Here is a 24,373-nt window from a genome sequence, read left to right as displayed (position 1 = left end):
TTCAATGCGTACATAGCAGAGTTATAATCTTATCAATACCAGTACAGGAATTATAGACTAAAAAACCGAATAAATGTTCGTAAAACTATTGGCAAATGAAATAAAACAAGGTATGATGAAATAGGTGGTAAAACAAAACGGTCTTTCTTTTGTCAAGGCGTTTTAAATATGAGGTAAGAATGCTCTTCTTGTTTTCGGGGGAAACAAGACCAATTGGACAGTTGGAGTTTGGCAATAAAAAGGAGAGATAAAATGAGTGAACGAAAAGCAGCGCTGGATCAGGCGCTTAGAAATATTGAGAAGCAATTTGGCAAGGGTTCGATTATGAAGCTTGGAGAACAGGCCGAACGAAAAGTCTCCACCGTATCAAGCGGCGCTTTGGCTGTTGATATTGCCCTTGGAGTGGGCGGATATCCGCGTGGCAGAATTGTAGAAATCTATGGCCCGGAATCGTCCGGTAAAACGACTGTAGCACTTCACGCTATTGCGGAAGTCCAGCGTAAAGGCGGTCAGGCGGCTTTTATCGATGCCGAACACGCTCTTGATCCATCTTACGCCCAAAATTTAGGTGTAAACATTGATGAACTGCTATTATCACAACCGGACACAGGAGAACAAGCGCTTGAAATAGCGGAAGCACTTGTAAGAAGCGGTGCGGTCGATATTATTGTTGTTGACTCCGTTGCCGCCCTTGTGCCAAAAGCGGAAATTGAAGGGGAAATGGGCGACAGCCACGTCGGTTTGCAGGCTCGGTTGATGTCACAGGCTCTTCGTAAATTGTCAGGAGCGATTAGCAAATCCAATTCGATTGCTGTATTTATTAATCAAATTCGTGAGAAAGTCGGTGTAATGTTTGGTAGTCCTGAAACTACTCCAGGCGGCCGTGCTTTAAAATTCTATTCATCTGTCCGCTTAGAAGTTCGCCGGGCTGAAACACTCAAACAAGGAAATGAAATGGTAGGAAATAAAACTCGTATTAAAATCGTGAAGAACAAAGTGGCTCCTCCGTTTAAGCAGGCTGAGGTGGACATCATGTACGGGGAAGGAATCTCACGGGAAGGATCTATCCTTGATATTGCTTCTGAACTCGACATTGTGCAAAAAAGCGGAGCTTGGTATTCCTATGATGGAGACCGTTTAGGACAAGGCAGAGAAAATGCTAAGCAATACTTAAAGGAACACAAAGAAGTGACTGCTGCAATTGAAGAAAGCATCCGTGAGCACTATAACCTTGATGCCATTCAATCTCAAGAAGAAGAAGGACTGCTGGTAGATACAGAAGAATAAGAAGGATTATACCACCCTTTTATTACGAAAAGGGTGGTTTTTAAAAACGCAGAAAGAATAATGTATGGTTTACGCTAAAACTTCAGCTATAAACGTACAGTTTAGCAGCGATTATTTTTACGGAGAACCTTTGTCCTTAAAGCCATGTAATCTAAATCTTCGCAATCCATTTACGGCCAAGGGTTTGAGCCATTGGGAAGTCTTGACATGTCTAGAACTGGAGGATACAATTAAATGGAGTGATGCTTGAAAAAGGGTCATGGAATGTTCACCGTATTTGCTTTAAAAGGCTTTTTTAAAATGGAGAAATTAGTAAATTTATTTCACAGAAATAAAGCCTTTTTTATCGACGGCGCAACCGGTCGACACCACGTCAAAGAAACATTCAGATGTTTGTAATGCTTTCTATGAACAAAAATGAAACAAGTTTCCCTTTAGGCACAAAGACCTGAACAAAAAGGGTACAACCAGATAGCAAGAGGAGGTGAAAAGACTTGGATAACAACATCTTTCTCATCTCCATTTTGCTTGTTGTCGTTGCAGCTTTGAGTGGATTGATTGGTTATTTTGTTCGTAAATCTATTGCAGAAGCGAAGATAGCGAGCGCGGAACAAGCCGCGAAACAAATCGTAGAGGATGCTGAGCGGAAAGCAGAAGCCAGTAAAAAAGAGGCAGTGCTAGAAGCTAAAGACCAGGCGCATCAGCTTCGTGCAGAAGCAGAAGAAGATTTGCGGGACCGAAGAAATGAAGTTCAGAAACAAGAAAACCGCTTAATGCAGAAAGAAGAGATTCTTGACCGGAAAAGCGAAACATTGGACAAGAAAGAAGAATCGTTGGAAAAGAGAGAAGAATCTCTCGCCGACAAACAACGACAGGTAGAAGATAATAACAGCAAAGTGGAGGAGATTTTAACAAAACAGCAAGAAGAGCTGGAGAGAATTTCAGGATTGTCCCGTGAAGAAGCAAGAGACATGATTAGAAGAGATGTACAACAGGAATTGGACCATGAAACGGCCATAATGGTGAAAGAGCATACTGAACGTGCTAAAAGTGAAGCAGACAAGAAAGCACGGCAGATTCTTTCCCTGGCTATTCAGCGTTGTGCAGCAGATCACATTGCTGAGACAACTGTTTCGGTTGTAAATCTTCCAAATGATGAAATGAAAGGCCGTATTATTGGAAGAGAAGGAAGAAATATACGCGCATTAGAGACGCTGACAGGAATTGATCTAATCATTGATGATACACCGGAAGCTGTTATTCTCTCAGGATTTGATCCTATTAGAAGAGAAATTGCCCGAACATCATTAGATAAGCTCGTACAGGATGGACGTATTCACCCTGCCCGCATAGAAGAAACGGTTGAAAAATCAAGGCGGGAGGTAGATGAATTAATTCGTGAATACGGTGAAGAAACCACCTTTGAAATGGGGATTCACGGACTGCATCCTGATTTAATTAAAATTCTCGGCCGATTGAAATTTAGAACGAGCTACGGGCAAAATGTTCTTAACCACTCAATGGAAGTGGCTCATCTAACGGCGTTGATGGCTGCAGAACTTGGTGAGGATGAACAGTTAGCGAAACGAGCAGGGCTTCTTCATGACATCGGTAAAGCGATTGACCATGAAGTGGAAGGCAGTCACGTAGAAATTGGTGTAGAGCTCGCTCAGAAATATAAAGAACATCCAGTTGTCATTAACAGTATTGCATCTCACCATGGAGATACAGAAGCAACTTCGGTAATCGCAACCCTAGTTGCTGCAGCAGATGCATTATCTGCCGCGCGGCCAGGTGCTAGACGAGAAACGCTTGAAACGTACATTCGTCGATTAGAGAAGCTAGAAGAAATAGCTGAATCCTTCGATGGAGTTGAAAAAACGTACGCCATTCAAGCAGGTCGTGAAGTAAGAATTATGGTGAAACCTGATTTGGTAGATGACGCATTGGCTCATCGGTTGGCCAGAGATATTACGAAACAAATTGAAGAAGAGCTCGATTATCCTGGTCACATTAGAGTGACGGTGATACGGGAAACACGAGCAGTAGAATATGCAAAATAAAGCGGCGATTTCGCCGCTTTATTTTTATAAGCTAAAAAGCCGTTCACTGCTCAAAATTTGAACTTCTAATCGAACTTTTGATATAAACAAATTATATAAAATAAAAAATAAGGATATATGGAATACAAAAGGAGACGTAATATGAGAATTCTATTTATTGGAGATGTGGTTGGTTCTCCCGGCAGAAATATGGTGAATGAATACCTTCCTAAACTAAAGAAAAAATATAAACCGACTGTCACGATAGTAAATGGAGAAAATGCAGCAGGGGGCAAAGGAATTACAGAGAAAATTTATAAAGGTTTTTTAGAAAAAGGAGCACAAGCGGTGACCTTAGGAAACCATACGTGGGATAATAAAGATATCTTTGAATTTATTAATGAAGCCCCATTAATGGCACGACCGGCAAATTATCCTGAAGAAACTCCGGGAAATGAATATGTTATTACGAAAGTAAACGATCTAGAAATAGGGGTGATCAGTTTAATGGGCCGTACGTTTATGCCTCCCAACGATTGTCCTTTTAAAAAGGCAGAAGCACTTATTAAAAAGATAAAGAAGCGGACCCCTATCATTTTCGTAGATTTTCATGCTGAAGCAACGAGCGAAAAGCAAGCAATGGGCTGGTTTTTAAATGGTAAAGTCACTGCTGTGGCAGGTACCCACACACACGTGCAAACAGCTGATAACCGCATATTACCTGATGGCACCGCCTATATAAGCGATACAGGGATGACAGGACCAATAGACGGTATACTCGGTATGAAAAGAGAGGATATTATCAATAAATTTTTAACAAATCTTCCAGTTAGGTTTGAAGTTGCCAAAGGCAGGGAACAATTAAATGGGATACTAATAGAAGCAGATTCAAATACGGGGAGTGCTAAAAAAATCGATCGGATTCAAATAAGCGATGAAAACCCTTTTTTTGAATAATAATATCTCCATTCAGCACCTTGCGCTATTCATTAGAAAATTTAGAAAATATAACACAAATAAGCAGGAATATACATGGATATCATGAATATAGTTAATGAGGGGCATTATCCCACATAAGGAGGTACTAAAAATGGAAGTATTAAAAGTATCAGCCAAATCCACTCCCAATTCTGTAGCAGGCGCATTGGCAGGAGTTATTCGTGAAAGAGGCGCCGCTGAAATTCAGGCAATAGGCGCAGGTGCCCTTAACCAATCCATCAAAGCCATAGCAATCGCAAGGGGGTTTGTGGCTCCAAGCGGAATTGACCTAGTTTGCATTCCCGCTTTTACTGACATTCAAATCGATGGAGAAGAAAGAACGGCAATTAAGTTAATCATAGAGCCCCGTTAATGAAGAAAAATGTAATACACAAAAACCTGGCTGTCCAACGACAAAGCCAGGTTTTTATGTGCAATAAAACCTATAGAACATATAAGGATACTTTGGTATAATATTTTAATAAAGTAAAGTCTTCTTCCCTTGCTTTTTCAGAAGGTTCATTCTACGATGAAAAAGTGTATGTTAATAATCGTCATGCTGCATATGAAACAAACACATATAGAAATAGATGATAGAGAGGTAAGGAACCGAAAGGATGAGACATATGATTGATCAACTTTCTTGGAAAGTCGGAGGTCAGCAGGGAGAGGGGATTGAAAGCACCGGTGAAATTTTTTCCGTAGCCCTCAACCGGCTTGGCTATTATTTATACGGTTACCGTCAATTCTCTTCCCGTATAAAAGGCGGCCATACGAACAATAAAATTCGTGTAAGTACAAAACAAATCAATGCAATATCAGATGATTTAGATATTTTAGTAGCATTTGATCAGGAAACGATTGATGTCAACTATCAGGAGCTTCGTTCAGGAGGAGTTGTCATTGCAGATGCGAAATGTAAACCAACCATTCCTGATGACGGGAAAGCGTCTTTATACGATGTGCCATTTACAGAAATAGCAAAGGAATTAGGCACTCCATTGATGAAAAATATGGTGGCAGTCGGTGCATCTAGTGCCATTCTTGGCATTTCAGCTGATCATTATCAAGAGGTCGTAGAGGAAATCTTTTTGAAAAAAGGCGAAGCGGTAGTTGAAAAAAATATGGAGGCGATTCGAAAAGGAGCTGCTTATTTTTCTCAACAAGCCGGAGGGCAGCTTGATGACTTTCTTTTGAACGAAGCAGATGGCAAAAAACGTATGTTTATGATTGGAAACGATGCGATAGGTCTTGGCGCCATTGCAGCAGGTTCGCGTTTTATGGCAGCTTATCCGATTACACCAGCATCTGAAATTATGGAATACTTAATTAAAAAGTTCCCAGACTTTGGAGGAACTGTCATTCAAACCGAAGATGAAATAGCAGCAGCCAACATGGCGATAGGCTCTAATTACGCTGGTGTACGTGCTTTCACAGCTTCTGCTGGTCCTGGATTGTCGTTGATGACAGAAGCGATTGGCCTGTCTGGTATGACCGAAACTCCAATGGTTATTGTAGATACCCAAAGAGGCGGACCGAGCACGGGTCTTCCGACAAAACAGGAGCAATCCGATATGATGGCGATATTATACGGCACACACGGTGAAATTCCAAAAATTGTTATTACGCCTAGCACTGTACAGGAAGCCTTTTACGATACTATAACAGCTTTTAATATGGCTGAAGAATATCAATGCCCGGTTATTTTGCTGACAGATCTTGCGCTGTCCTTAGGAAAACAAACCGTTGAGCCATTAAACTATGAAAAAATTCAAATTAGAAGAGGAAAGCTTGAAAAGGAACCAAATTTGCCAGAGCAGGCGCCAGAAGAATATTTTGAAAGATACGCTGCAGCAGAAGACGGCATCTCAACAAGATTATTACCTGGTATGGAAAATGGAATTTTCCATGTTACGGGCGTAGAGCATGATAACACAGGAAAGCCTTCTGAAAAACCTGAAAATAGACAAAGACAAATGGATAAACGTTTAAGAAAAACAGAGACGGTTCCTTATCGATTTGATGAGCCAATTTATACAAATGACCCTTATGAGGAGCCTGATTTGCTTGTGGTTGGAATTAACTCTACACGAGGAGCCATTCAAGAAGCAATCAGCCGCTTGGATGAAGATGGCTTCAACGTTAATCATGCACATATTCGGCTTTTGCATCCATTTCCAACAGAAGAGCTTGAGGAAAGATTACATCGCGCCAAAAAGACAGTAGTGATCGAAAATAATGCTACGGGGCAGCTCGCAAGTATTATCCGGCTGAATACAGGAGTGAAAGTTGAAAGCATTTTAAAATATGACGGTAATCCATTTTTACCTGCTGAAATATACAGCAAGTGTAAGGAGTTGTTATAATTGGCTACAGTTAAAGATTTTCGTAATAAAGTGAAACCGAATTGGTGTCCTGGCTGCGGTGATTTTTCCATTCAAGCTGCTATCCAGCGTGCAGCTGCTAACGTTGGTCTTGAACCGCACGAGCTTGCACTAATTACCGGTATCGGATGTTCAGGGAGAATTTCAGGATATATAAACGCTTATGGTTTTCACGGTGTTCACGGAAGAGTACTTCCTTTAGCACAAGGAGTAAAAATGGCAAATCGGGATCTGACTGTTGTTGCTTCTGGTGGAGACGGGGACGGTTTTGCTATAGGGATGGGCCACACTATTCACTCTATCCGCCGAAATATTGATATGACTTATATCGTTATGGATAATCAAATTTATGGGTTGACAAAAGGACAAACATCTCCGCGAAGTGATGCCGGCTTTAAAACAAAGAGCACTCCGGATGGTTCGATTGAAGCGTCCTTGAATGCTATGGAAACAGCATTAACTGCAGGAGCAACATTTGTGGCACAAAGCTTTTCAAGTGATTTAAAAGAGCTTACTTCGTTAATTGAACAAGGAATGAACCATAATGGTTTTTCACTTATTAACGTATTTAGTCCCTGTGTCACTTTTAATAAAGTAAACACATACGATTGGTTTAAAGAAAATTTGACCAAACTAAGTGATGTGGAAGATTATGACCATACAGACCGCAATAAAGCAATGCAAACCTTAATGGAACACAATGGATTAGTAACCGGGCTTATTTATCATGATGAAGAAACGCCTTCATATCAAGATAAAATCCCAGGGTACAAATCAACTCCGCTTTCAGATGATAATTTAGAGCTTGACAGGGAGAAATTTGAACGGCTTGCAAGTGAATTTATGTAAGCTGATTTAATGGTTTGGTCTAACGTTATAGACCAAGCCTTTTTGTTTAAAATAAATCTGTTCGGGAAATAGTTGGGAAGAAATAGAAGAAAGGAGACAAAAGATGCAGCAATTAATTAAAACATTAGACAGAATTGATCATAAAGGATATAAAGCATACAACGACATGAAAGGGTCCTTTCGATTTAATGATTTTACTTTACATATGGATCATATCCAGGCAGATCCTTATGCAAGTCCTTCGCGTGCACGAGTTGTCATGAGCAGGAAGTCACTCGGTCTTGACGAAAGTTGTGATAAAACAAACGCAAGAAGAATTGCGACAATTGATTATTTAGCAAATGAAATTCAAACCGAGCTGAAAAAAAGAAATCAGCGAAACGCGATCGTTATTGATGGTCCAGGCCAAGAGATAATCGACAGAACAGCGGTCGTATTAAAAGAAAATGAATTAGACATCCGTCTTTCCATCCATCTTCCAGCAAGGGGAAGAACCATTTTAGGAAAACAAGCAAAACAGCGTCTGACAAAGGATCTGCCTGAAGTGATAAACAGTACAGTAAAACAATATAACAAGCAGAAACTGACAAAACAATTAGAGCTTTCTGACCAGCAGGAAGCCATTCGTACGTTTCTTATAGAAAACAACTATATAACGTTTATTGCCAATGAGTCCATCCTTCCAAGAGAAAGTGGGATCAGCAACAAACCGCTGCATACCGATCAAGCTGTTCCTTTTTATGCCCCTTCGTCTTTAGAAGTCGAAATAGAGGTGCCTCACCGATCACCTATTAAAGGCATGGCATTAAAGCGGGGTGTAAACCTCATTGTCGGAGGAGGGTATCACGGCAAAAGTACGCTTCTAGAGGCTATTGAGCGCGGAGTATATAATCATCGTGCCGGGGATGGACGGGAATTCGTCATTACTGACCATTCAGCTGCGAAAGTTCGCGCTGAAGATGGACGAAGTGTTGCAAGTGTAAACATTTCTCCCTTTATATCAAACCTTCCGATTCAAAAAGATACACGGACCTTTACAACGGAAAATGCAAGCGGAAGCACTTCTCAGGCAGCTAATATAATAGAAAGTTTAGAAGCTGGTACGAAATGCCTTTTAATTGACGAAGATACAAGTGCAACAAATTTCATGATCCGAGATGGCCGCATGCAGGCTCTTGTTGCAAAAGAAAAAGAACCAATTACACCTTTTATTGATAAAGTAAAAGCGTTATACGAAGAACATGATGTTTCAACTATTCTTGTAGTTGGCGGTGCTGGAGACTATTTTGATGTAGCTGATTGTGTCGTCATGATGGAAGAATATAAGCCAAAAAACGTAACAGAGGAAGCAAAAGATATTGCGAAACGGTTTGGATCCGAACGTGAAAAAGAAGCTGGAGTGGAATTTGGAGACGTTACGAACAGGACATTACTCACTTCTAGTTTTCAACCTAGAAAAGGAAAAAAAGAAAAAGTAAGTGCCAAGGGGCGCACAACGATTATGTATGGAAAAGATATCATTGACCTCTCTGGTGTAGAACAGCTCATAAATAGCAGCCAGACGAACGCTATCGCTAATATGATTCGCCACTCATGTGCTCATCTAGGCAAGGAAGCATCCATAGAGGCGATTCTTTCATTTCTTGAAAACGAAGTAAAAGAAAAAGGTTTGGACGTGGTATCTCCATTTAAAGGAAAACATCCAGGTGATATGGCAATGCCCCGCCGATTTGAAATAGCAACAGCAATGAACCGCCACAGAAACCTCACCATAAAAAATCATGACTATTCGTAAAAACTGGTGAGATAAAAGCAAACATATATTCCGGTAAACGAGTATTGTTTCCTAACGGTATAAAATGACGTTAAGCGCACTGTTTAAAGGCAGTGCGCTATTGTTTTCCTCGTCCATAGAAGGTATAATTTAAAATTGGACCTTCCATATGTTTTGCTAATCTGACATTCACTGTTGAAGGAAACAGATGTGTTGATTTGGTATATAAATAGTTTCAGCTTTTATTAGGAAAATGGAAGAAAGGAGATGCTGGCTAATGAATGAAGAACAACGTAAGCAGCAAGGTGAAATGACCTCACAAGATGCTTCTTCTCAAAATAATAACAATGCATCAAAAGACTACAGTAAATATTTTGATTTCTCAAAGGCTCAAATGGAAGAGGATAATAACGGAAAGCAATATATGAAAATCGGCGGCCGCAGTATTTTAATCAATGAACAGCCCAATTACAAAAAAGGAAAGCGGCGCGGTAAAGAAGACGTAGAAGTGTATTACAATTTTTCAATACCAGCTGAAATGCAAGGAATCGGGGCGGGAAAAAATTATATGATCCGCACCTATGGCTGTCAAATGAATTATCATGATACGGAAAATATGTCTGGTATTTTAGAAGAAATGGGATTTTCGGAAACAGATAAGGCGGAAGATGCGGATGTTATTTTCTTAAATACATGTGCTATCCGTGAAAACGCAGAAAATAAAGTATTCGGTGAAATCGGTAATTTGAAAACGTTGAAACGGGAAAAACCAGAGTTAATTCTAGGAGTATGCGGCTGTATGTCCCAAGAAGAGTCTGTTGTCAACCGCATTATGCAAAAACACCAGCATATCGATCTAATCTTTGGAACTCATAATATTCACCGCGTTCCTCACCTTTTAAAAGACGCCATTCAAGGAAAAGAAATGGTGATCGAAGTGTGGTCCAAAGAAGGCGATGTTGTTGAAAACATGCCGCGAAAACGTGCTGGTAAAACGCAGGCCTGGGTCAACATTATGTACGGCTGTGACAAATTTTGTACGTATTGTATCGTTCCTTATACTCGCGGAAAAGAAAGAAGCCGTCTTCCAGAAGATATTATTGCAGAAGTAAGAGATCTTGCCCGTCAAGGTTACAAAGAGATTACACTTCTAGGACAGAATGTCAATGCGTATGGTAAAGACCTAGATAGAGATTATGGACTCGGTCATTTAATGGATGAGCTGCATAAAATAGATATTCCGCGGATCCGTTTTACGACAAGTCATCCGCGTGATTTTGATGACCACTTAGTAGATGTACTTTCTCAAGGCGGAAATTTAGTAGAGCACATTCATTTGCCAGTGCAGTCTGGTAACAATGCTGTCTTGAAATTAATGGCAAGAAAGTATACGAGAGAACAATACGTGGAGCTTGCGAGAAAAATAAAAGAAGCAATGCCGCACGCTTCCTTTACAACAGACCTTATTGTAGGTTTTCCAAATGAAACAGAAGAGCAGTTTGAAGATACTCTATCTCTTGTCAAGGAGATGGATTACGACAGTGCCTTTACGTATATTTATTCTCCAAGAGACGGCACGCCTGCGGCTAAAATGAAAGATAATGTACCGATGGATATAAAAAAAGACCGCTTGGCACGGTTAAACAAAGTCGTGAATGAGATTTCTGCCCGCCGCAACAAGGAACTGCAAGGCCAAATTGTTGAAGTACTTGTAGAAGGTGAAAGCAAGAAAAATCCAGATATTTTATCGGGGCGTACCCGCACCAATAAACTTGTTAACTTCCGCGGTCCAAAATCATGCATTGGAGAAATTGTCTACACGAAAATTACAGAGGCGAAGACATGGACACTTGACGGCGAAATGGTAGAAATGGCAGAGGTGAATAAATAATGAGCGAAACAGTCTATTCCAAAAAAGAAGTGCTGGATAAAGCGAGAGAGCTTGGAAAATTAATTTCAGAAACAGAAGAAGTGGATTTCTTTAAAAAAGCAGAAGAGAAAATTAATAAAAATCTTAAAGTGCAAGAATTAATTGGTAAAATTAAAAATAAACAAAAACAAGCCGTAAACTTGCAGCATTATGAAAAACGTGAAGCGTTAAAACAAGTAGAACAAGAAATCGATGAGCTGAACAAGGAAATTGATGAGATCCCGTTAGTACAAGAGTTTAAACAGAGCCAAAAAGATGTTAATCACTTGCTGCAGCTCGTTTCTACGACGATTTCTAATACGGTTACCGATGAAATCATTGAATCAACCGGTGGAGATAAACTAAGAGGCACTACGAACAAAAGTCCATTTATCGATATTAAGAATAGCTGATAATCATTCAGAGCCGTCCCATAAATTAATGTGGGATGGCTCTATTTTTGGAATCTCTAATGGATGATCAGAGCGCAGCATTGCCTGCCTTCCTTATTAACTTTCTAATAAAATTTCACGTACCGTATTCAATAGATAAAATAGACATATATTACAAGTACAGCTAATACATATAAAGTAAAAGAGCCTGCGACCAGAAAAGAGCAAGGGCCTTGGTCAGCTAAAAGACATACCTGAGAGCACGGCTGAATAAAATTGACAACATAGACGTTTGCCATGCATATAGTTAAACATGAATGGTTGTGATTGCATCTCTTAGCTGATGTCTTTCATGTTTGAAAAGGAGGGTACTACATGCCATCGGAAAAAGATAATGCACGCTACAGGGAGATTGTCACCAAAGCCGTGTGTGGAAAAGGGAAAAAGCATTGTAAAGATACTCATGTCGTTAAACCGCCTCAAAAACCAACAAGCATTCTGGGATGCTGGATTATTAACCATGAGTATGAAGCGGATCGAAAAGGGGATTCTGTAGAAATTTTAGGCAGTTATGACATTAATGTATGGTACTCTTATGATGAAAACACTAAAACAGATGTAACCTCAGAAAATGTTACGTACACAGAAGTTGTCCCGCTTGCAATGAAACAAAATGAGATGATCGGTGATGAAGTCGATGTCATTGCAAGAGCTTTAAAGCAGCCAAATACTTTAGAAGCATCTATTGGAGAAAAAGGTAAAGAAGTTAAGGTGGACGTTGAGAAAGAGTTCTCAGCTGAAATTGTTGGTGAAACGAAAGTCTGTATCCAAATACACCCTGAAGCAGAAGATGATGATTATAAAAACATTAGGTGGGATGAACAAGTGTCCGATGAGGAATTGAAAAAGATTGACACGGACTTTCTAGATGACAAAAAGCAATAACTCTCCTTAAACAGTCTGACTTTAGCTTTATGCAAAGTCAGGCTTTTTCTTTCCTTAACCTGAAAAAGGATGCTGTATGATATAATAAGATGAAAGTATAAATAGATTGCTAAATTATAACCAATTGCTGGAGGAATAGAAGTGGCACAAGAAACACCAATGATAAAGCAATACAAACAAATAAAATCAGAATATGAAGATGCTTTTTTATTTTTTCGGCTCGGTGATTTTTATGAGCTTTTTTTTGATGATGCGATAAAAGCTGCAAGAGAATTAGAAATCACCTTGACGAAACGAGGAAGTAAAAATGAACAAGATATACCGATGTGCGGGGTGCCTTACCATTCAGCAGAACAATACATATCAACTTTAATAGAAAAGGGCTATAAAATTGCAATATGTGAACAGGTAGAAGACCCGAAAACGGCAAAAGGTGTCGTGAAAAGAGAAGTCACTCAGCTTATTACACCTGGAACGGTTATGGAAGGAAAAGCCATACAAGAAAATGAGAATAATTTTATTGCGGCTTTATATCCTTTTAATGATAAAACGGCTGCTTTTATAAAAGCTGATTTAACAACTGGGGAAACAGCAGCAGCGGTGCTTGGAAATCAGCAGAGTGAATGGGAGCGCGAAATTACAAGATCTGATATTAAAGAACTTGTGGTACCGCCAGATTTCCATGAAGACATTCTTCGTGGATCCGCCATTATATTTTCAATAGAACCCTCAGTTGAACTTGCACCTGAATTTGAAAAGCTTTGTGAACAGTGGAGCAATGAAAAATTACAAAAAGCGGTCGCTCTTTTAACCAATTACTTTAAGAGAACCCAAAAACGGGCACTTTCTCATCTTCAGCCTGTCCGAATATACAAACCAAATGAACATATGCAGCTTGATTTGCATTCACGCCGTAATTTGGAATTAACCGAATCCCTTCGTGAAAAAAAGAAAAAAGGGTCTCTTTTATGGTTAATGGACCAGACTGTAACTGCAATGGGAGGAAGACTAGCTAAAAAATGGCTCGAAGAACCATTATTAAATATAGATACTATTCATAAACGGCAGTCTCTGGTTGAATCTCTATTAGAATATTTTTTCGAACGAGAAGATTTAAGGGACAGGCTCCGACATGTTTATGATTTAGAAAGGCTGGCTGGCAAAACGTCCTATGGCAATGTGAACGCACGTGAACTTGTCCAGTTAAGACGGTCACTCCAGGAACTTCCTAATATATTTACTTTATTAAAAAAGTTAAATAATGAGTATGCAGGTGAATTAGTAGACGAAGTCGAACATTTTCATGATTTGCGCCAGCTTCTAGAAGACAGTCTAGCAGAGGATCCCCCTCTTTCAATTACGGACGGAGGCATCATTAGAGAGGGATATAATAAACAATTAGACGAATACAGAGAAGCAAGCACAAACGGTAAAGAATGGATATCAAAACTTGAACAGCAAGAACGTAGTGAAACAGGCATTAAATCTTTAAAAGTTGGGTTTAACAAAGTTTTTGGCTACTATATTGAAGTGACGAAACCAAATATTCCTTCTCTTCCAGAAGGGCGGTATGAAAGAAAACAAACATTAACGAATGCAGAACGCTTTATTACACCGGAATTAAAAGAAAAAGAATCACTCATTTTAGGTGCAGAACAAAACAGTACGGAGCTTGAGCATAAATTATTTCTAGAACTGCGAGAAAAAGTGAAAAAGTTTATTCCAAGGCTGCAAAAAACAGCGCGCATTATTAGTGAAATTGATGTATTGCAAGGTTTTGCGCTTGTAAGTGAACAAAATCAATACGTAAAACCAGAGTTTTCGAATGACCGTACTTTCACTATTCACGAGGGACGCCATCCGGTTGTGGAACACATGCTGAACCACGGTGATTACGTCGCTAACGACATTTTTATGCACGGTGAACGGGAAATGCTTTTAATTACCGGCCCGAATATGGCCGGTAAAAGTACGTACATGCGCCAGGCCGCGTTAATATCTGTTATGGCACAAACAGGCTGTTTTGTACCTGCAGCGCAAGCAAAACTCCCTATATTTGATCAGATTTTCACGCGTATTGGAGCAGCTGATGACTTAGCTTCGGGGCAAAGTACATTTATGGTTGAAATGCTTGAAACGAAACATGCTCTTGCAAAAGCAACGCCGAACAGTCTTATTTTACTCGATGAAATAGGGCGGGGGACATCTACTTATGATGGCATGGCGCTCGCACAGTCTATCGTAGAATACATACACGACCATGTTGGAGCTAAAACTTTGTTTTCTACTCATTATCATGAACTTACAACGTTAGAAGAGGCCATGACCAAACTACAAAACGTCCATGTTCGTGCTGTAGAAGAAGCCGGAGAGATTGTTTTTTTGCATAAAGTAGAAGAAGGAAAAGCTGACCGAAGCTATGGAATCTATGTCGCAAAACTTGCGGAGCTGCCAAAAGACGTCCTATTAAGAGCAGAGGTGCTGCTTGCAGAATTTGAACAAACAGCTCCTTCTGCAGAACAATCTGGTTTTGATAAAACGTATGAGGAACAAGTGATTCAATCTCAGTACGCTGCTTCTTCGGAACAAGAGTCCATTACAACGGAAGAATACCCGGAGCAGTTAAGCTTGTTTCAACCAGAACAAAAATCAGCTTATGTCTCATTAGATGAAAACACAGAAGCGGTAATAAAAGAGATCAAAAATACAGATGTATTACACATGTCGCCAATAGAAGCGCTTGAAGCCCTGTATAAATACCAGCGGAAGCTGCGTTCATAGGAAAGGAGGATGATTGTACATGTCTTCAGTAAAAAAACTTTCCGACGATCTTTCTAACAAAATTGCAGCAGGTGAAGTAGTGGAACGACCGGCTTCTGTTGTCAAAGAGCTGACTGAAAATGCGATTGATGCAAAAAGCACACGGATTGATATACAAATTCAAGAAGGCGGATTATCAGAAATAAGAGTAGTGGACAACGGAAAAGGGATGCCAAAAGAAGATGCAGAAATTGCGTTTTTAAGACATGCTACGAGTAAAATTCAAACAGAAAAAGATTTATTCCGAATTTCTACGTTAGGCTTTCGTGGAGAAGCGCTCCCGAGTATTGCTGCAGTATCCAAACTCAGTTTAGAGTCAGGAACAGGAGTAGGTGCCGGTACACTCGTTCGTTATCAAGGAGGAAAGCGTATTGCTTTTTCTTCTGCAAAAAGCAGACGCGGAACAGAAGTGACGGTTAGAGACTTGTTTTTTAATACGCCGGCAAGGTTGAAATATATGAAAACCATAAATACAGAAATTGGAAACATAAGCGATGTGGTTAACCGACTCGCTCTGGCTAATCCTCATATATCTTTTCGATTAATGCATAATAAAAAACAGCTGCTGTTTACGAATGGTAATGGAGACATGAAAGCAGTTATTGCAGCAATATACGGACGCCGCACCGCTCAAAATTTTTTGTCCGTAAAAGAAGAGTCAGTCGATTACAAAGTAGAAGGTTTTGCAGCCAAACCAGAAATAAACAGAGCGTCTAGGCAGTATATCTCGACTTTTATTAATGGAAGGTATGTGCGGCATTTCCCGCTTACTAAAGCAATTGAAAATGCGTTTCACACACTGCTGCCAATTGGAAGGTATCCGTTAGCTGTTATTCATATATGGATGCATCCCGTCTTAATAGATGTTAACGTTCATCCTTCTAAGCTTGAAGTGCGGCTTAGTAAAGAAAAGGAGCTTACTGCTGTCCTAGAAGAAGCGATTAAAGCACAGCTTTTTGAAGAACAGCTTATTCCAGAAGTGGATCAAAAGCGTGGAAAACGTGCAGACAGCCAGCAGCTGAACTTAACTTTTTCGGAAAATAAGAGTATAGAAAGACCGAATCCAATAGAGACGAACCTAGAGAACATACCCTCTTCTTATGAACGTAACTCAGAAAACTCGTCGAAAGCAGAGGAAACAAAAATCCAGGAAGATGAATATATAGAAAACAAAACACCTGTGCTTGATGAATGGGAGAGCAATGAGGCCATTTTTCGCGACGCGGACAAAGAAAAAACGAATGAAGAGGTTTATGAACGATCTGCGCCTATAGGAGAGGAAATAAGCAAAAAGAAAGTGCCAGAACTTGAAGTTATTGGCCAAATGCACGGAACATATATTTTAGCTCAAAACGAAAACGGATTGTATATCATTGACCAGCACGCAGCTCAGGAAAGAATATTTTATGAGCATTACAGAGAGAAAATCGGTGAAACCAATCCTCATCTGCAAGATCTTATCGTCCCGGTAACTTTTGAGGTCTCTCCAAGAGAAGAGATGCTTATCACAACGCATAAAAAAGATTTAGAAAAAGTTGGAGTATTTTTAGAGCCCTTTGGAACTCGTACGTACAGAGTAACTGCACATCCTGCTTGGTTTCCAGATGGAGAAGAGGAAAGTACGATACGAGAGTTGTTCGAGCAATTATTGGAAAATAAAAAAATCAGTATTCATAAATTAAGAGAAGAAGCTGCCATTTTAATGTCTTGCAAAGCAGCAATTAAAGCGAACCGGTATTTAAGAATGGATGAAATACATGCACTGATTGATCGGCTCCGTCAATGCGAAGTACCATTTACATGTCCGCATGGACGACCTATTATCATCCATTTTTCAGGTTATGATATGGAAAAAATGTTTAAACGTGTCATGTAAATACCAATGCTTCCAAAAAAATGTTTACATCTTTGTCACAATTTCATGAAATATTAACAATATGGCCATGTTATAATTCATGCAAAAGCAGGTGAAGGGGAGTTTATGCATGACACCATTGGATCTTGTTGTTGTTTTGGGAGTTTCTGCTTTTGTCATTATCGTAAGTCTTATCATGGCGGTTTATATGCTAAAACAATCCCAATCTGACAATTAATCATGATAAAAAAGGCGCTTTTAAAGCGCCTTTTTATTGTCTATACATAAGAGTGATGCGTGATCCCTTTGTACAAAAGGGATTTTTTTCATAAAAAATGGTATAATGGATGAAGGTAAGGGGAAATAATTGGATGATTGTAACGACAGGTAAAACAGTCTCTCAAGCTGATATGAAAGAGGCTCAGCGGTTAGCTGAAAATTGGGGTGTCGTTTTTCAAGAAAGAAAAAAACGATCATTTAGAAAATGGGTTCAAGAAACGAATGAACCGATTTACGTTGTAAGTAAAACAGGAGACAAACTTTATCACCCTCATTCTTCTCAGCCTTTTCATTTTCATCCGAGCATGGCATGGCTTCGTGTCCAGCGTATTTTTAAAGGATATAATGATCCTATGGCAGAAGCAATGGATTTAAAAGAAGGTATGACTTGTCTTGATTGCACGATGGGACTTGCTTCAGATAGTATAGTCGCAAGTTTTATTACCGGAAAAAAAGGATATATTGCTTCTCTTGAAAAAAATAAGTACATAGCTGAAATTGTCAGAAAGGGGCTTCAACATTGGGAGGAAGAACGGAGTACATTTAATCAAGCTATGCGAAGAATTGTCGTTGCAAACGCAGATTATTTCGATTTTTTAAAGAACCAGACAGATGAGGCTTTTGATATCGTGTATTTCGATCCAATGTTTGAACAGACGGTGGAGTCTTCTGTTCATATCGCTCCTCTTCGATCTTTTGCAAATTATGAAACTTTGCAGGCTGAACAAATAAAAGAAGCTCTGAGAGTTGCTAAGCGAAAGGTTGTTGTAAAAAGCTCTATACCAAACCCACACGTAGAAGAGATGGGATTTGTTTTTAAGAAGAGAAGAAAAGGGGCTTCCTTTGGTTTTGCTGTAATGGAAAAGAAAGGAAATAGGTATGAATAAAGAAAAACTAGTAGTTATTGTTGGTCCCACCGCGGTTGGAAAATCAGAAGCTGGTCTAGAGCTTGCTTCACATTTTCAAGGCGAAATTATAAGCGGAGATTCTATGCAGATATATAAAGGACTTGACATTGGAACAGCGAAAGTTTCTATAGAAGAGCAGCAAAGCATCCCGCATCATTTAATTGACAAAAAGGATCCTTCTGAATCATATTCTGCTGCATCGTTTAAACAAGATGCAGCGCAGTTGATTACTCATATTAATCAAAAAAACAAGCTGCCAATCGTTGTCGGAGGTACTGGTTTTTACATCCGTTCTCTTACAAGAGGGCTGGATTTTCATGAATCTCCGTCAGATCCGTCTTTTCGAGAAGAGATGGATACGTTTAAAGAGCAATATGGGGCCAGGGCATTGCACCGAAAACTAGAACAAGTGGACCCGGTAAGCGCACGTTCTATTCACCATAACAATATAAAAAAAGTGATAAGAGCTTTAGAAATCCATCATCTGACCGGTCAAAAACGCAAAGATTTTTCGAATCAAGACAGATATGAGTCTCCTTACCACTTGGTGATGACGGGTCTGACAATGGACAGGCATGCTCTATATAAACGCATTAATTTGAGAGTTGACCACATGGTAGAAAAAGGAATAATCAACGAAGCTAAATGGCTTTATGACAATTATTCAGAGGATTGCCAAGCAGCCCAAGCTATTGGCTATAAAGAGTTTTATCCTTATTTTAAAGGGGAATACACCTTAGAAGATGCGATTGATTTATTAAAAAAAAATACGCGCCGTTATGCAAAAAGACAATTAACCTGGTTTCGCAATAAAGAAAGAGTGGAATGGTTTGATATAACCAAAGAGAATAAACAAGAAAAAATAAAAGAAATGATTTCCTATGTAGAAGGAAAAATGTATTAAAAGTCGAATATTCCTAGTAGAGTATGATGAGGGGGACTGAATGAGATGAAGCAGCCAATTAACATCCAGGATCAATTTTTGAACACATTACGTAAAGAAAAAATGCCAGTAAGGGTTTATTTACTAAACGGTTTTCAACTGAGCGGTCAGGTGAAAGCATTTGATAATTTTACAGTGGTGCTTGACAGTGATGGCAAACAGCAGCTTATATATAAGCATGCTATTTCGACTTTTGCACCTCAGCGCAATATACCTATTCAAGTAGAAGCAGAAACAGAAAATGCTTCTGCAAATGCGTAAGAACAAAAGCTTCCGGACTTCCGGAAGCTTTTCTTACGAATTCAGTCAAAAATAAGGTCATTTATGAAGAGTGTTCTTTTTCTACATAATCGATATATTTATTTAATGTCAAAATCGTCTGTAAGCCAAGCATTTTTTTTACTTGCTCCGGCGTTTGGCCTTGCTGAAGGACACGGATAATAAACGTATTGCGAAAGTGTCTGGCAGATACAGAGCGGTCAATTCCTGCTCGTTTACGTTCTTCTCGAATCATTTTTTGGATGGCAATTTCTGTTAAGTTTTTCGGTGCATCGGTTTCATAACTCCACCGGTAAGTTTGACGCTGAAAATCAAAAGCAACGAATAGAGGATCTTCCGGACGTTTTGGACGAACAGGCTCTGGGATCACTTTGACATAATGAAAAAGAAGCTTTTGATCGCTTTTTGTCAAACGGAGAGTACGAGGATTTCCTGTTTCCTCAGGTATCATAATTTGTCCTTTTCCTTGATTAATGTGTTTTATTTTTAGGTTTGAAATTTCTTGCAGTCTAAGTCCGTAATTTAAAAACAAGGTCACGATCAATAAGTTTCGGGGAGCAAGCAGCGGCCTGGCAGCGGCTTGTTTTTGAGATAATCCACTATCCGAGAGCAGCGATCCTGTTAATTTTTTTTCTTCTGAACGAGTAAGTAGTTCTTCTTTTGTTAGTTGATTCCAAATGGACTCATCTAAATCAAGAGAAGTCATTGGATCTATTTGTATTTTTCCGGTAGAAAGCAAATAAGCAAAATATCGTTTTAAAACAGTTTGAATTCTTTTTAAGGTGCGAAGCTGATAATGGCGCACATTTTCTAAGAAATAAAAATACTCTTCTGCCAAGTGAGGAGTAATGGATTTGGACTGTATAATCATGTTTGATTCTGTTTTTACTTCGAGATAACGGAAAAAATCAGCCAAGTCATAACGGTATCTGGTAATGGTACTTTCTTTTCGTTGTTTTGCTGCAAGACTTTCAAGAAAGCGTTCTGCATCAAGTGGGAGCTGAAAGGCTTGTCCTGTCATAACAATCTTCCTTTCGCTGCATAATATAAGAATTTACCTTCGATTATATCAGACAGACGAATCACCAATAAGATTTTTTTGCGTATAGTATGGGTAAACGCCCGCTTTATACTTTGCAAGAAGAGAGGGGATTGTTCGTGATGATTCAAACAAAAGGTCGAGACAAAATTCAAATTACTATAAATTCTGCTCAAAAGGGGGCTTCCCTAAAAGAACAAAAAAATGAGCTTTCATCCGAACAGCATTACCCGCTTCTAAAAGCGGAGAAAAGTTTGGATACGATGATAGGAATGAAAAACATTAAAGAGTTTATAAGAGAAATGTATGCGCTTGTGTATGTTAATCAGTGCAGGGAAAATGCTGCTTTACAGCCTACCCAGCAAAACCTTCATATGCTATTTATAGGAAATCCAGGCACCGGGAAAACCACGGTAGCAAGGATCATGGCCGACATGTTAAAAGATATGAAAGTTATTGAGAAAGGACATTTTATTGAAGCAGAGCGAGCAGATCTCGTCGGTGAATATATTGGTCAGACTGCTCAAAAAACGAGAAATTTAATAAAAAAAGCTGAGGGGGGTATTCTGTTTATTGATGAGGCTTACTCTCTAGCACGTGGCGGAGAAAAGGATTTTGGCCGTGAAGCCGTTGATACCCTTGTAAAAGCAATGGAAGATAACCAGCATAAGTTTATTCTTATTCTCGCAGGGTACCCAGAAGAAATGAAACGGTTTCTTTCTTTAAATCCAGGGCTTCCTTCACGGTTTCCAAATAAACTGTATTTTCATGATTTTACTGGCACACAAATGCTTGAATTGTTTAGGCGGATGACAAAGGAAAAGGATTATCAATGTACAGAAGAGCTCATAGGTAAGATGAGAAGACATTTTCATTCGATCTCGTACTATGAGAAAAAAAGTCACAATGGACGTTATGTCCGCAACCTCATCGAACGTGTCATTAGAAGGCATGCTCTTCGAATACTAGAAAAAGAAGAAAAGATAGATAAACAAACGCTCATGACATTGGAAGCAGGGGACTTTATAATAGAAGAGTGCTGAAAAGAGGTGCATGTATGAAAGAAAGAGTAATCATTGCAGGCTGTCGATTATCAGAGCAGAAAGCGGAATCTTATCAAATGTCAATGGATGAATTAAAGGCACTAGTTCACACCGCAAACGGAGAGATTGTTGAGGAGATTGTGCAAGCGAGAGAACGCCCTGATGCTGCTACCTATATCGGTAAGGGAAAGGTAGCTGAACTTTCGCTTGCAGCAGCTGAAAAAGATGTTGATTTAATTGTTTTCAATGATGAATTATCGCCCGGACAGATCCGCAACTTGGATGAAGAAATTGATGTGAGAGTTATAGATCGCACCCAAATCATTCTTGATATTTTTGCATCACGGGCACAAACAAAGGAAGGCAAAATTCAAGTAGAACTAGCCCAGTTGATGTACCTATTGCCGCGTTTATCCGGACAAGGCCAAGTGCTGTCCCGTCTTGGCGGGGGGATTGGAACGAGAGGACCGGGGGAGACAAAGCTTGAAACAGACCGGCGTCATATTCAAAAACGCATGGATGATTTAAAAAAGCAGCTTGCTGATGTACAGGCCCATAGAGAAAGTTATCGAAAACAGCGGCGCAAAAACAATGCTGTTCAATTTGCACTTGTAGGCTACACTAATGCTGGAAAATCAACACTTTTAAGTAAATTATCTGGTGTTGATACGTTTCAAGAAGATTTATTATTTGCCACGCTGGACCCGCTGACTAGACAAATGGAACTTCCATCTGGTTATCAAGCTTTACTTACAGATACGGTAGGATTTATCCAGGATTTGCCGACAACTTTAATTGCTGCTTTTCGTTCTACATTAGAAGAAGTAAAAGAAGCGGATATACTTCTTCATGTGGTGGATGCATCTCATCCAGAAGCCCATGAACAAATGGCAACAGTGGACAAGCTTATGAGTGAATTAAAAGCAAATGCGATACCTTCTATAACTGTATTCAATAAAAGTGATCTCATTAAAGAACCAGCTGCTTTACCTAGTTCTGAGCGGCCGTCCATCTTTATTTCTGCTTTCAGTGATGAAGATACTGAAGAACTCCTTACGTTAATGGAAGAAACGTTAAAACAACAAATGGACTATTATCACGTAAAAATTCCGACAAAAGATGGAAAAAGCTTATCCGAACTTCAAAGATATACACTAATTAAAGAAGAAGAGTTATTGGAAGAGGAAAACAGTTTTAATTGCAAAGGTTACGTGCTCCCAGATCATCCAATTAACGGCACAATAAAAAAATATGAAGCATACATGTAGAAAGTTGGGAATAAAAAATGGTTTCACCTTGGCATAATAAGGGAGAATTACAAAATCTAATGAATCAAGCAGAAGCCAAAATACAATCTAAAATACGTGAAGCAGAATTAGCAGCTGATTGGAATCAAGCAAGACTCTTAAATATTTTTCAAGAGGAAGGTGTATCATCGTTTCATTTTAATCCATCCACGGGGTATGGATATGACGATACAGGCCGTGAAACGCTTGATCGCATATATGCAAAAGTATTTGGAACTGAATCGGCTATCGTTAGACATCAATTTATATCAGGCACGCATGCGATCAATGCAGCGTTATTCGGCATACTAAGACCTGGAGACAGACTGCTGTATGCAGGAATGCCTTATGACACGCTGCAAACTGCCATCGGCCTTACTGACAACAAAACCGGCTCGATGGTAGAGTATGGCATAATTTGTGATGTTGCGCCTTTAAATAAAGATGGATATCCAAATAGTGAAGCCATACGGGAAAATATGACATCGAAAACAAAGGTCATTGCCCTGCAGCGATCAAAAGGGTATGCCTCCCGTCCCTCTATCCCTATGGACAAAATGAAACAAATAATTACTGAAATTAAACAATCTCACCCTCATGTCATTGTATTTGTTGATAATTGTTACGGTGAATTTGTGGAAACGACTGAACCTGGACATGTTGGAGCAGATTTAATAGCTGGATCTCTCATAAAAAACCCAGGAGGCGGGCTCGTACGAACAGGCGGATATATTGCAGGGAAGAATCAATATGTAGAACAAGCCGCTTCTAGATTTGCTGCTCCAGGAATCGGTCTAGAAGGCGGAGCAACGTTAAACAGCCTTCTCGAAATGTATCAGGGGTTATTTATGGCTCCACACGTTGTTAGTGAAGCGTTAAAAGGGGCTTTTTTCACAGCCGCTCTTCTTGAAGAAGCGGGCCTGCAAACTTTTCCGTCTTCAACAGAAGAAAGAACGGATCTTATTCAAGCAGTGACATTTGAGGATAAACAAAGGATGGTTCGTTTTTGTCAGGCTGTTCAGGAAGCTTCTCCAGTCGATTCTAAGGTTGTACCAGAGCCATCAAATATGCCAGGTTATGAAGATGAAGTTATTATGGCAGCTGGGGCTTTTATACAAGGTTCTAGTATCGAATTGTCTGCTGATGGACCGCTGCGGCCCCCTTATACAGCTTATATCCAAGGAGGTCTGACCTTTTCTCATGTGAAATATGCTGTTTCGCATGCATTAAATGTGTTGATCGAAGAGAAGTTGATTCCTCCGTTTCATTCCTATACGGAAAAATAGGTGAAAAGACATCTGACATTACTGAAAAAATTAATGTAAAAAAAGCTAACATGTACTTGACTAAAAACCTAACAT

Annotated in this window: 19 protein-coding genes; 18 read left to right on the top strand and 1 reads right to left on the bottom strand. The window is 39.5% G+C overall.

Annotation, left to right across the window (positions count from 1 at the left end; genetic code table 11):
* Window positions 1-252 precede the first annotated feature (252 nt).
* The 15 genes from recA to hfq all read left to right on the top strand — a co-directional run bounded on the left by recA (window position 253) and on the right by hfq (window position 19,626).
* On the top strand, window positions 253-1,287 hold the full coding sequence (gene recA, locus CEF16_RS05380; RefSeq protein ID WP_091580646.1) for a recombinase RecA: 1,035 nt from the start codon (window positions 253-255) through the stop codon (window positions 1,285-1,287).
* Window positions 1,288-1,781: 494 nt separating this feature from the next.
* Entirely contained in the window at window positions 1,782-3,350 is a 1,569-nt protein-coding gene (gene rny / locus CEF16_RS05370; protein WP_091580641.1) for a ribonuclease Y, read from the top strand.
* A 141-nt stretch (window positions 3,351-3,491) separates the two neighbouring features.
* Window positions 3,492-4,286 carry a TIGR00282 family metallophosphoesterase gene (locus tag CEF16_RS05365; protein ID WP_091580638.1) on the top strand — a complete coding sequence of 265 codons (795 nt, stop codon included), beginning with the start codon at window positions 3,492-3,494 and terminating at the stop codon, window positions 4,284-4,286.
* 133 nt (window positions 4,287-4,419) lie between these two features.
* The gene (locus CEF16_RS05360; RefSeq protein ID WP_091270499.1) at window positions 4,420-4,680 is read left to right on the top strand and encodes a stage V sporulation protein S; all 261 of its coding nucleotides are present in this window, start codon (window positions 4,420-4,422) and stop codon (window positions 4,678-4,680) included.
* Between the two features lie 253 nt (window positions 4,681-4,933).
* Complete coding sequence (locus CEF16_RS05355; RefSeq protein WP_091580635.1) at window positions 4,934-6,673, top strand: 2-oxoacid:acceptor oxidoreductase subunit alpha; 1,740 nt, start codon at window positions 4,934-4,936, stop codon at window positions 6,671-6,673.
* Window positions 6,674-7,540, top strand: a complete 867-nt coding sequence (locus CEF16_RS05350) for a 2-oxoacid:ferredoxin oxidoreductase subunit beta (RefSeq protein ID WP_091580633.1) — start codon at window positions 6,674-6,676, stop codon at window positions 7,538-7,540. It abuts the gene before it with no gap.
* A 103-nt stretch (window positions 7,541-7,643) separates the two neighbouring features.
* Window positions 7,644-9,335, top strand: a complete 1,692-nt coding sequence (locus CEF16_RS05345) for an ABC-ATPase domain-containing protein (RefSeq protein WP_091580630.1) — start codon at window positions 7,644-7,646, stop codon at window positions 9,333-9,335.
* Between the two features lie 256 nt (window positions 9,336-9,591).
* Window positions 9,592-11,205 (top strand): tRNA (N6-isopentenyl adenosine(37)-C2)-methylthiotransferase MiaB, encoded by a 1,614-nt coding sequence (gene miaB, locus CEF16_RS05340; protein ID WP_091580627.1) that lies wholly within the window; start codon window positions 9,592-9,594, stop codon window positions 11,203-11,205.
* Window positions 11,205-11,636, top strand: a complete 432-nt coding sequence (locus CEF16_RS05335; RefSeq protein WP_091580625.1) for a YlbF/YmcA family competence regulator — start codon at window positions 11,205-11,207, stop codon at window positions 11,634-11,636. The genes miaB and CEF16_RS05335 overlap by 1 nt, the downstream gene beginning before the upstream one ends.
* Before the next feature lie 354 nt (window positions 11,637-11,990).
* The gene (cotE, locus tag CEF16_RS05330; protein WP_091580622.1) at window positions 11,991-12,560 is read left to right on the top strand and encodes an outer spore coat protein CotE; all 570 of its coding nucleotides are present in this window, start codon (window positions 11,991-11,993) and stop codon (window positions 12,558-12,560) included.
* A 141-nt stretch (window positions 12,561-12,701) separates the two neighbouring features.
* Window positions 12,702-15,341 (top strand): DNA mismatch repair protein MutS, encoded by a 2,640-nt coding sequence (mutS, locus tag CEF16_RS05325; RefSeq protein WP_175488332.1) that lies wholly within the window; start codon window positions 12,702-12,704, stop codon window positions 15,339-15,341.
* Between the two features lie 19 nt (window positions 15,342-15,360).
* A complete protein-coding gene (mutL, locus tag CEF16_RS05320; protein WP_091580621.1) occupies window positions 15,361-17,256 on the top strand; it encodes a DNA mismatch repair endonuclease MutL in 1,896 nt (631 codons plus the stop codon).
* Between the two features lie 350 nt (window positions 17,257-17,606).
* On the top strand, window positions 17,607-18,401 hold the full coding sequence (locus CEF16_RS05315) for a class I SAM-dependent methyltransferase (protein ID WP_170031619.1): 795 nt from the start codon (window positions 17,607-17,609) through the stop codon (window positions 18,399-18,401).
* Window positions 18,394-19,326, top strand: a complete 933-nt coding sequence (gene miaA, locus CEF16_RS05310; RefSeq protein ID WP_139185890.1) for a tRNA (adenosine(37)-N6)-dimethylallyltransferase MiaA — start codon at window positions 18,394-18,396, stop codon at window positions 19,324-19,326. Before CEF16_RS05315 ends, miaA begins: the two co-directional genes overlap by 8 nt.
* Window positions 19,327-19,371: 45 nt before the next feature.
* The gene (hfq, locus tag CEF16_RS05305) at window positions 19,372-19,626 is read left to right on the top strand and encodes an RNA chaperone Hfq (protein ID WP_091580614.1); all 255 of its coding nucleotides are present in this window, start codon (window positions 19,372-19,374) and stop codon (window positions 19,624-19,626) included.
* Between the two features lie 61 nt (window positions 19,627-19,687).
* On the opposite strand, the gene CEF16_RS05300 is transcribed toward hfq, so the two are convergent.
* Window positions 19,688-20,665 (bottom strand): tyrosine-type recombinase/integrase, encoded by a 978-nt coding sequence (locus CEF16_RS05300; RefSeq protein ID WP_091580611.1) that lies wholly within the window; start codon window positions 20,663-20,665, stop codon window positions 19,688-19,690.
* A gap of 131 nt (window positions 20,666-20,796) precedes the next feature.
* Here CEF16_RS05300 and CEF16_RS05295 point away from each other — a divergent pair, with 131 nt between their 5' ends.
* From CEF16_RS05295 to CEF16_RS05285, 3 genes are read left to right on the top strand one after another with little or no spacing between them, the layout of a single operon-like run.
* The gene (locus CEF16_RS05295; RefSeq protein ID WP_425427959.1) at window positions 20,797-21,726 is read left to right on the top strand and encodes an AAA family ATPase; all 930 of its coding nucleotides are present in this window, start codon (window positions 20,797-20,799) and stop codon (window positions 21,724-21,726) included.
* A gap of 14 nt (window positions 21,727-21,740) precedes the next feature.
* Window positions 21,741-22,994, top strand: a complete 1,254-nt coding sequence (gene hflX, locus CEF16_RS05290; RefSeq protein ID WP_091580607.1) for a GTPase HflX — start codon at window positions 21,741-21,743, stop codon at window positions 22,992-22,994.
* Window positions 22,995-23,053: 59 nt separating this feature from the next.
* Window positions 23,054-24,298, top strand: a complete 1,245-nt coding sequence (locus tag CEF16_RS05285) for a methionine gamma-lyase family protein (RefSeq protein ID WP_245917770.1) — start codon at window positions 23,054-23,056, stop codon at window positions 24,296-24,298.
* Window positions 24,299-24,373 lie beyond the last annotated feature (75 nt).

The sequence above is a fragment of the Alteribacillus bidgolensis genome (assembly GCF_002886255.1).
Classification (GTDB): domain Bacteria; phylum Bacillota; class Bacilli; order Bacillales; family Marinococcaceae; genus Alteribacillus; species Alteribacillus bidgolensis.
This window is presented reverse-complemented; position numbering and strand designations above follow the sequence as displayed.

What these genes read in the sequence shown, in the direction of transcription:
- recA (WP_091580646.1), top strand. Translation starts at nt 253, where the DNA reads ATGAGTGAACGAAAAGCAGCGCTGGATCAGGCGCTTAGAAATATTGAG.
- CEF16_RS05365 (WP_091580638.1), top strand. Translation starts at nt 3,492, where the DNA reads ATGAGAATTCTATTTATTGGAGATGTGGTTGGTTCTCCCGGCAGAAAT.
- CEF16_RS05360 (WP_091270499.1), top strand. Translation starts at nt 4,420, where the DNA reads ATGGAAGTATTAAAAGTATCAGCCAAATCCACTCCCAATTCTGTAGCA.
- CEF16_RS05355 (WP_091580635.1), top strand. Translation starts at nt 4,934, where the DNA reads ATGATTGATCAACTTTCTTGGAAAGTCGGAGGTCAGCAGGGAGAGGGG.
- CEF16_RS05345 (WP_091580630.1), top strand. Translation starts at nt 7,644, where the DNA reads ATGCAGCAATTAATTAAAACATTAGACAGAATTGATCATAAAGGATAT.
- miaB (WP_091580627.1), top strand. Translation starts at nt 9,592, where the DNA reads ATGAATGAAGAACAACGTAAGCAGCAAGGTGAAATGACCTCACAAGAT.
- CEF16_RS05335 (WP_091580625.1), top strand. Translation starts at nt 11,205, where the DNA reads ATGAGCGAAACAGTCTATTCCAAAAAAGAAGTGCTGGATAAAGCGAGA.
- cotE (WP_091580622.1), top strand. Translation starts at nt 11,991, where the DNA reads ATGCCATCGGAAAAAGATAATGCACGCTACAGGGAGATTGTCACCAAA.
- mutL (WP_091580621.1), top strand. Translation starts at nt 15,361, where the DNA reads ATGTCTTCAGTAAAAAAACTTTCCGACGATCTTTCTAACAAAATTGCA.
- CEF16_RS05315 (WP_170031619.1), top strand. Translation starts at nt 17,607, where the DNA reads ATGATTGTAACGACAGGTAAAACAGTCTCTCAAGCTGATATGAAAGAG.
- miaA (WP_139185890.1), top strand. Translation starts at nt 18,394, where the DNA reads ATGAATAAAGAAAAACTAGTAGTTATTGTTGGTCCCACCGCGGTTGGA.
- hfq (WP_091580614.1), top strand. Translation starts at nt 19,372, where the DNA reads ATGAAGCAGCCAATTAACATCCAGGATCAATTTTTGAACACATTACGT.
- CEF16_RS05300 (WP_091580611.1), bottom strand. Translation starts at nt 20,665, where the DNA reads ATGACAGGACAAGCCTTTCAGCTCCCACTTGATGCAGAACGCTTTCTT.
- hflX (WP_091580607.1), top strand. Translation starts at nt 21,741, where the DNA reads ATGAAAGAAAGAGTAATCATTGCAGGCTGTCGATTATCAGAGCAGAAA.
- CEF16_RS05285 (WP_245917770.1), top strand. Translation starts at nt 23,054, where the DNA reads ATGAATCAAGCAGAAGCCAAAATACAATCTAAAATACGTGAAGCAGAA.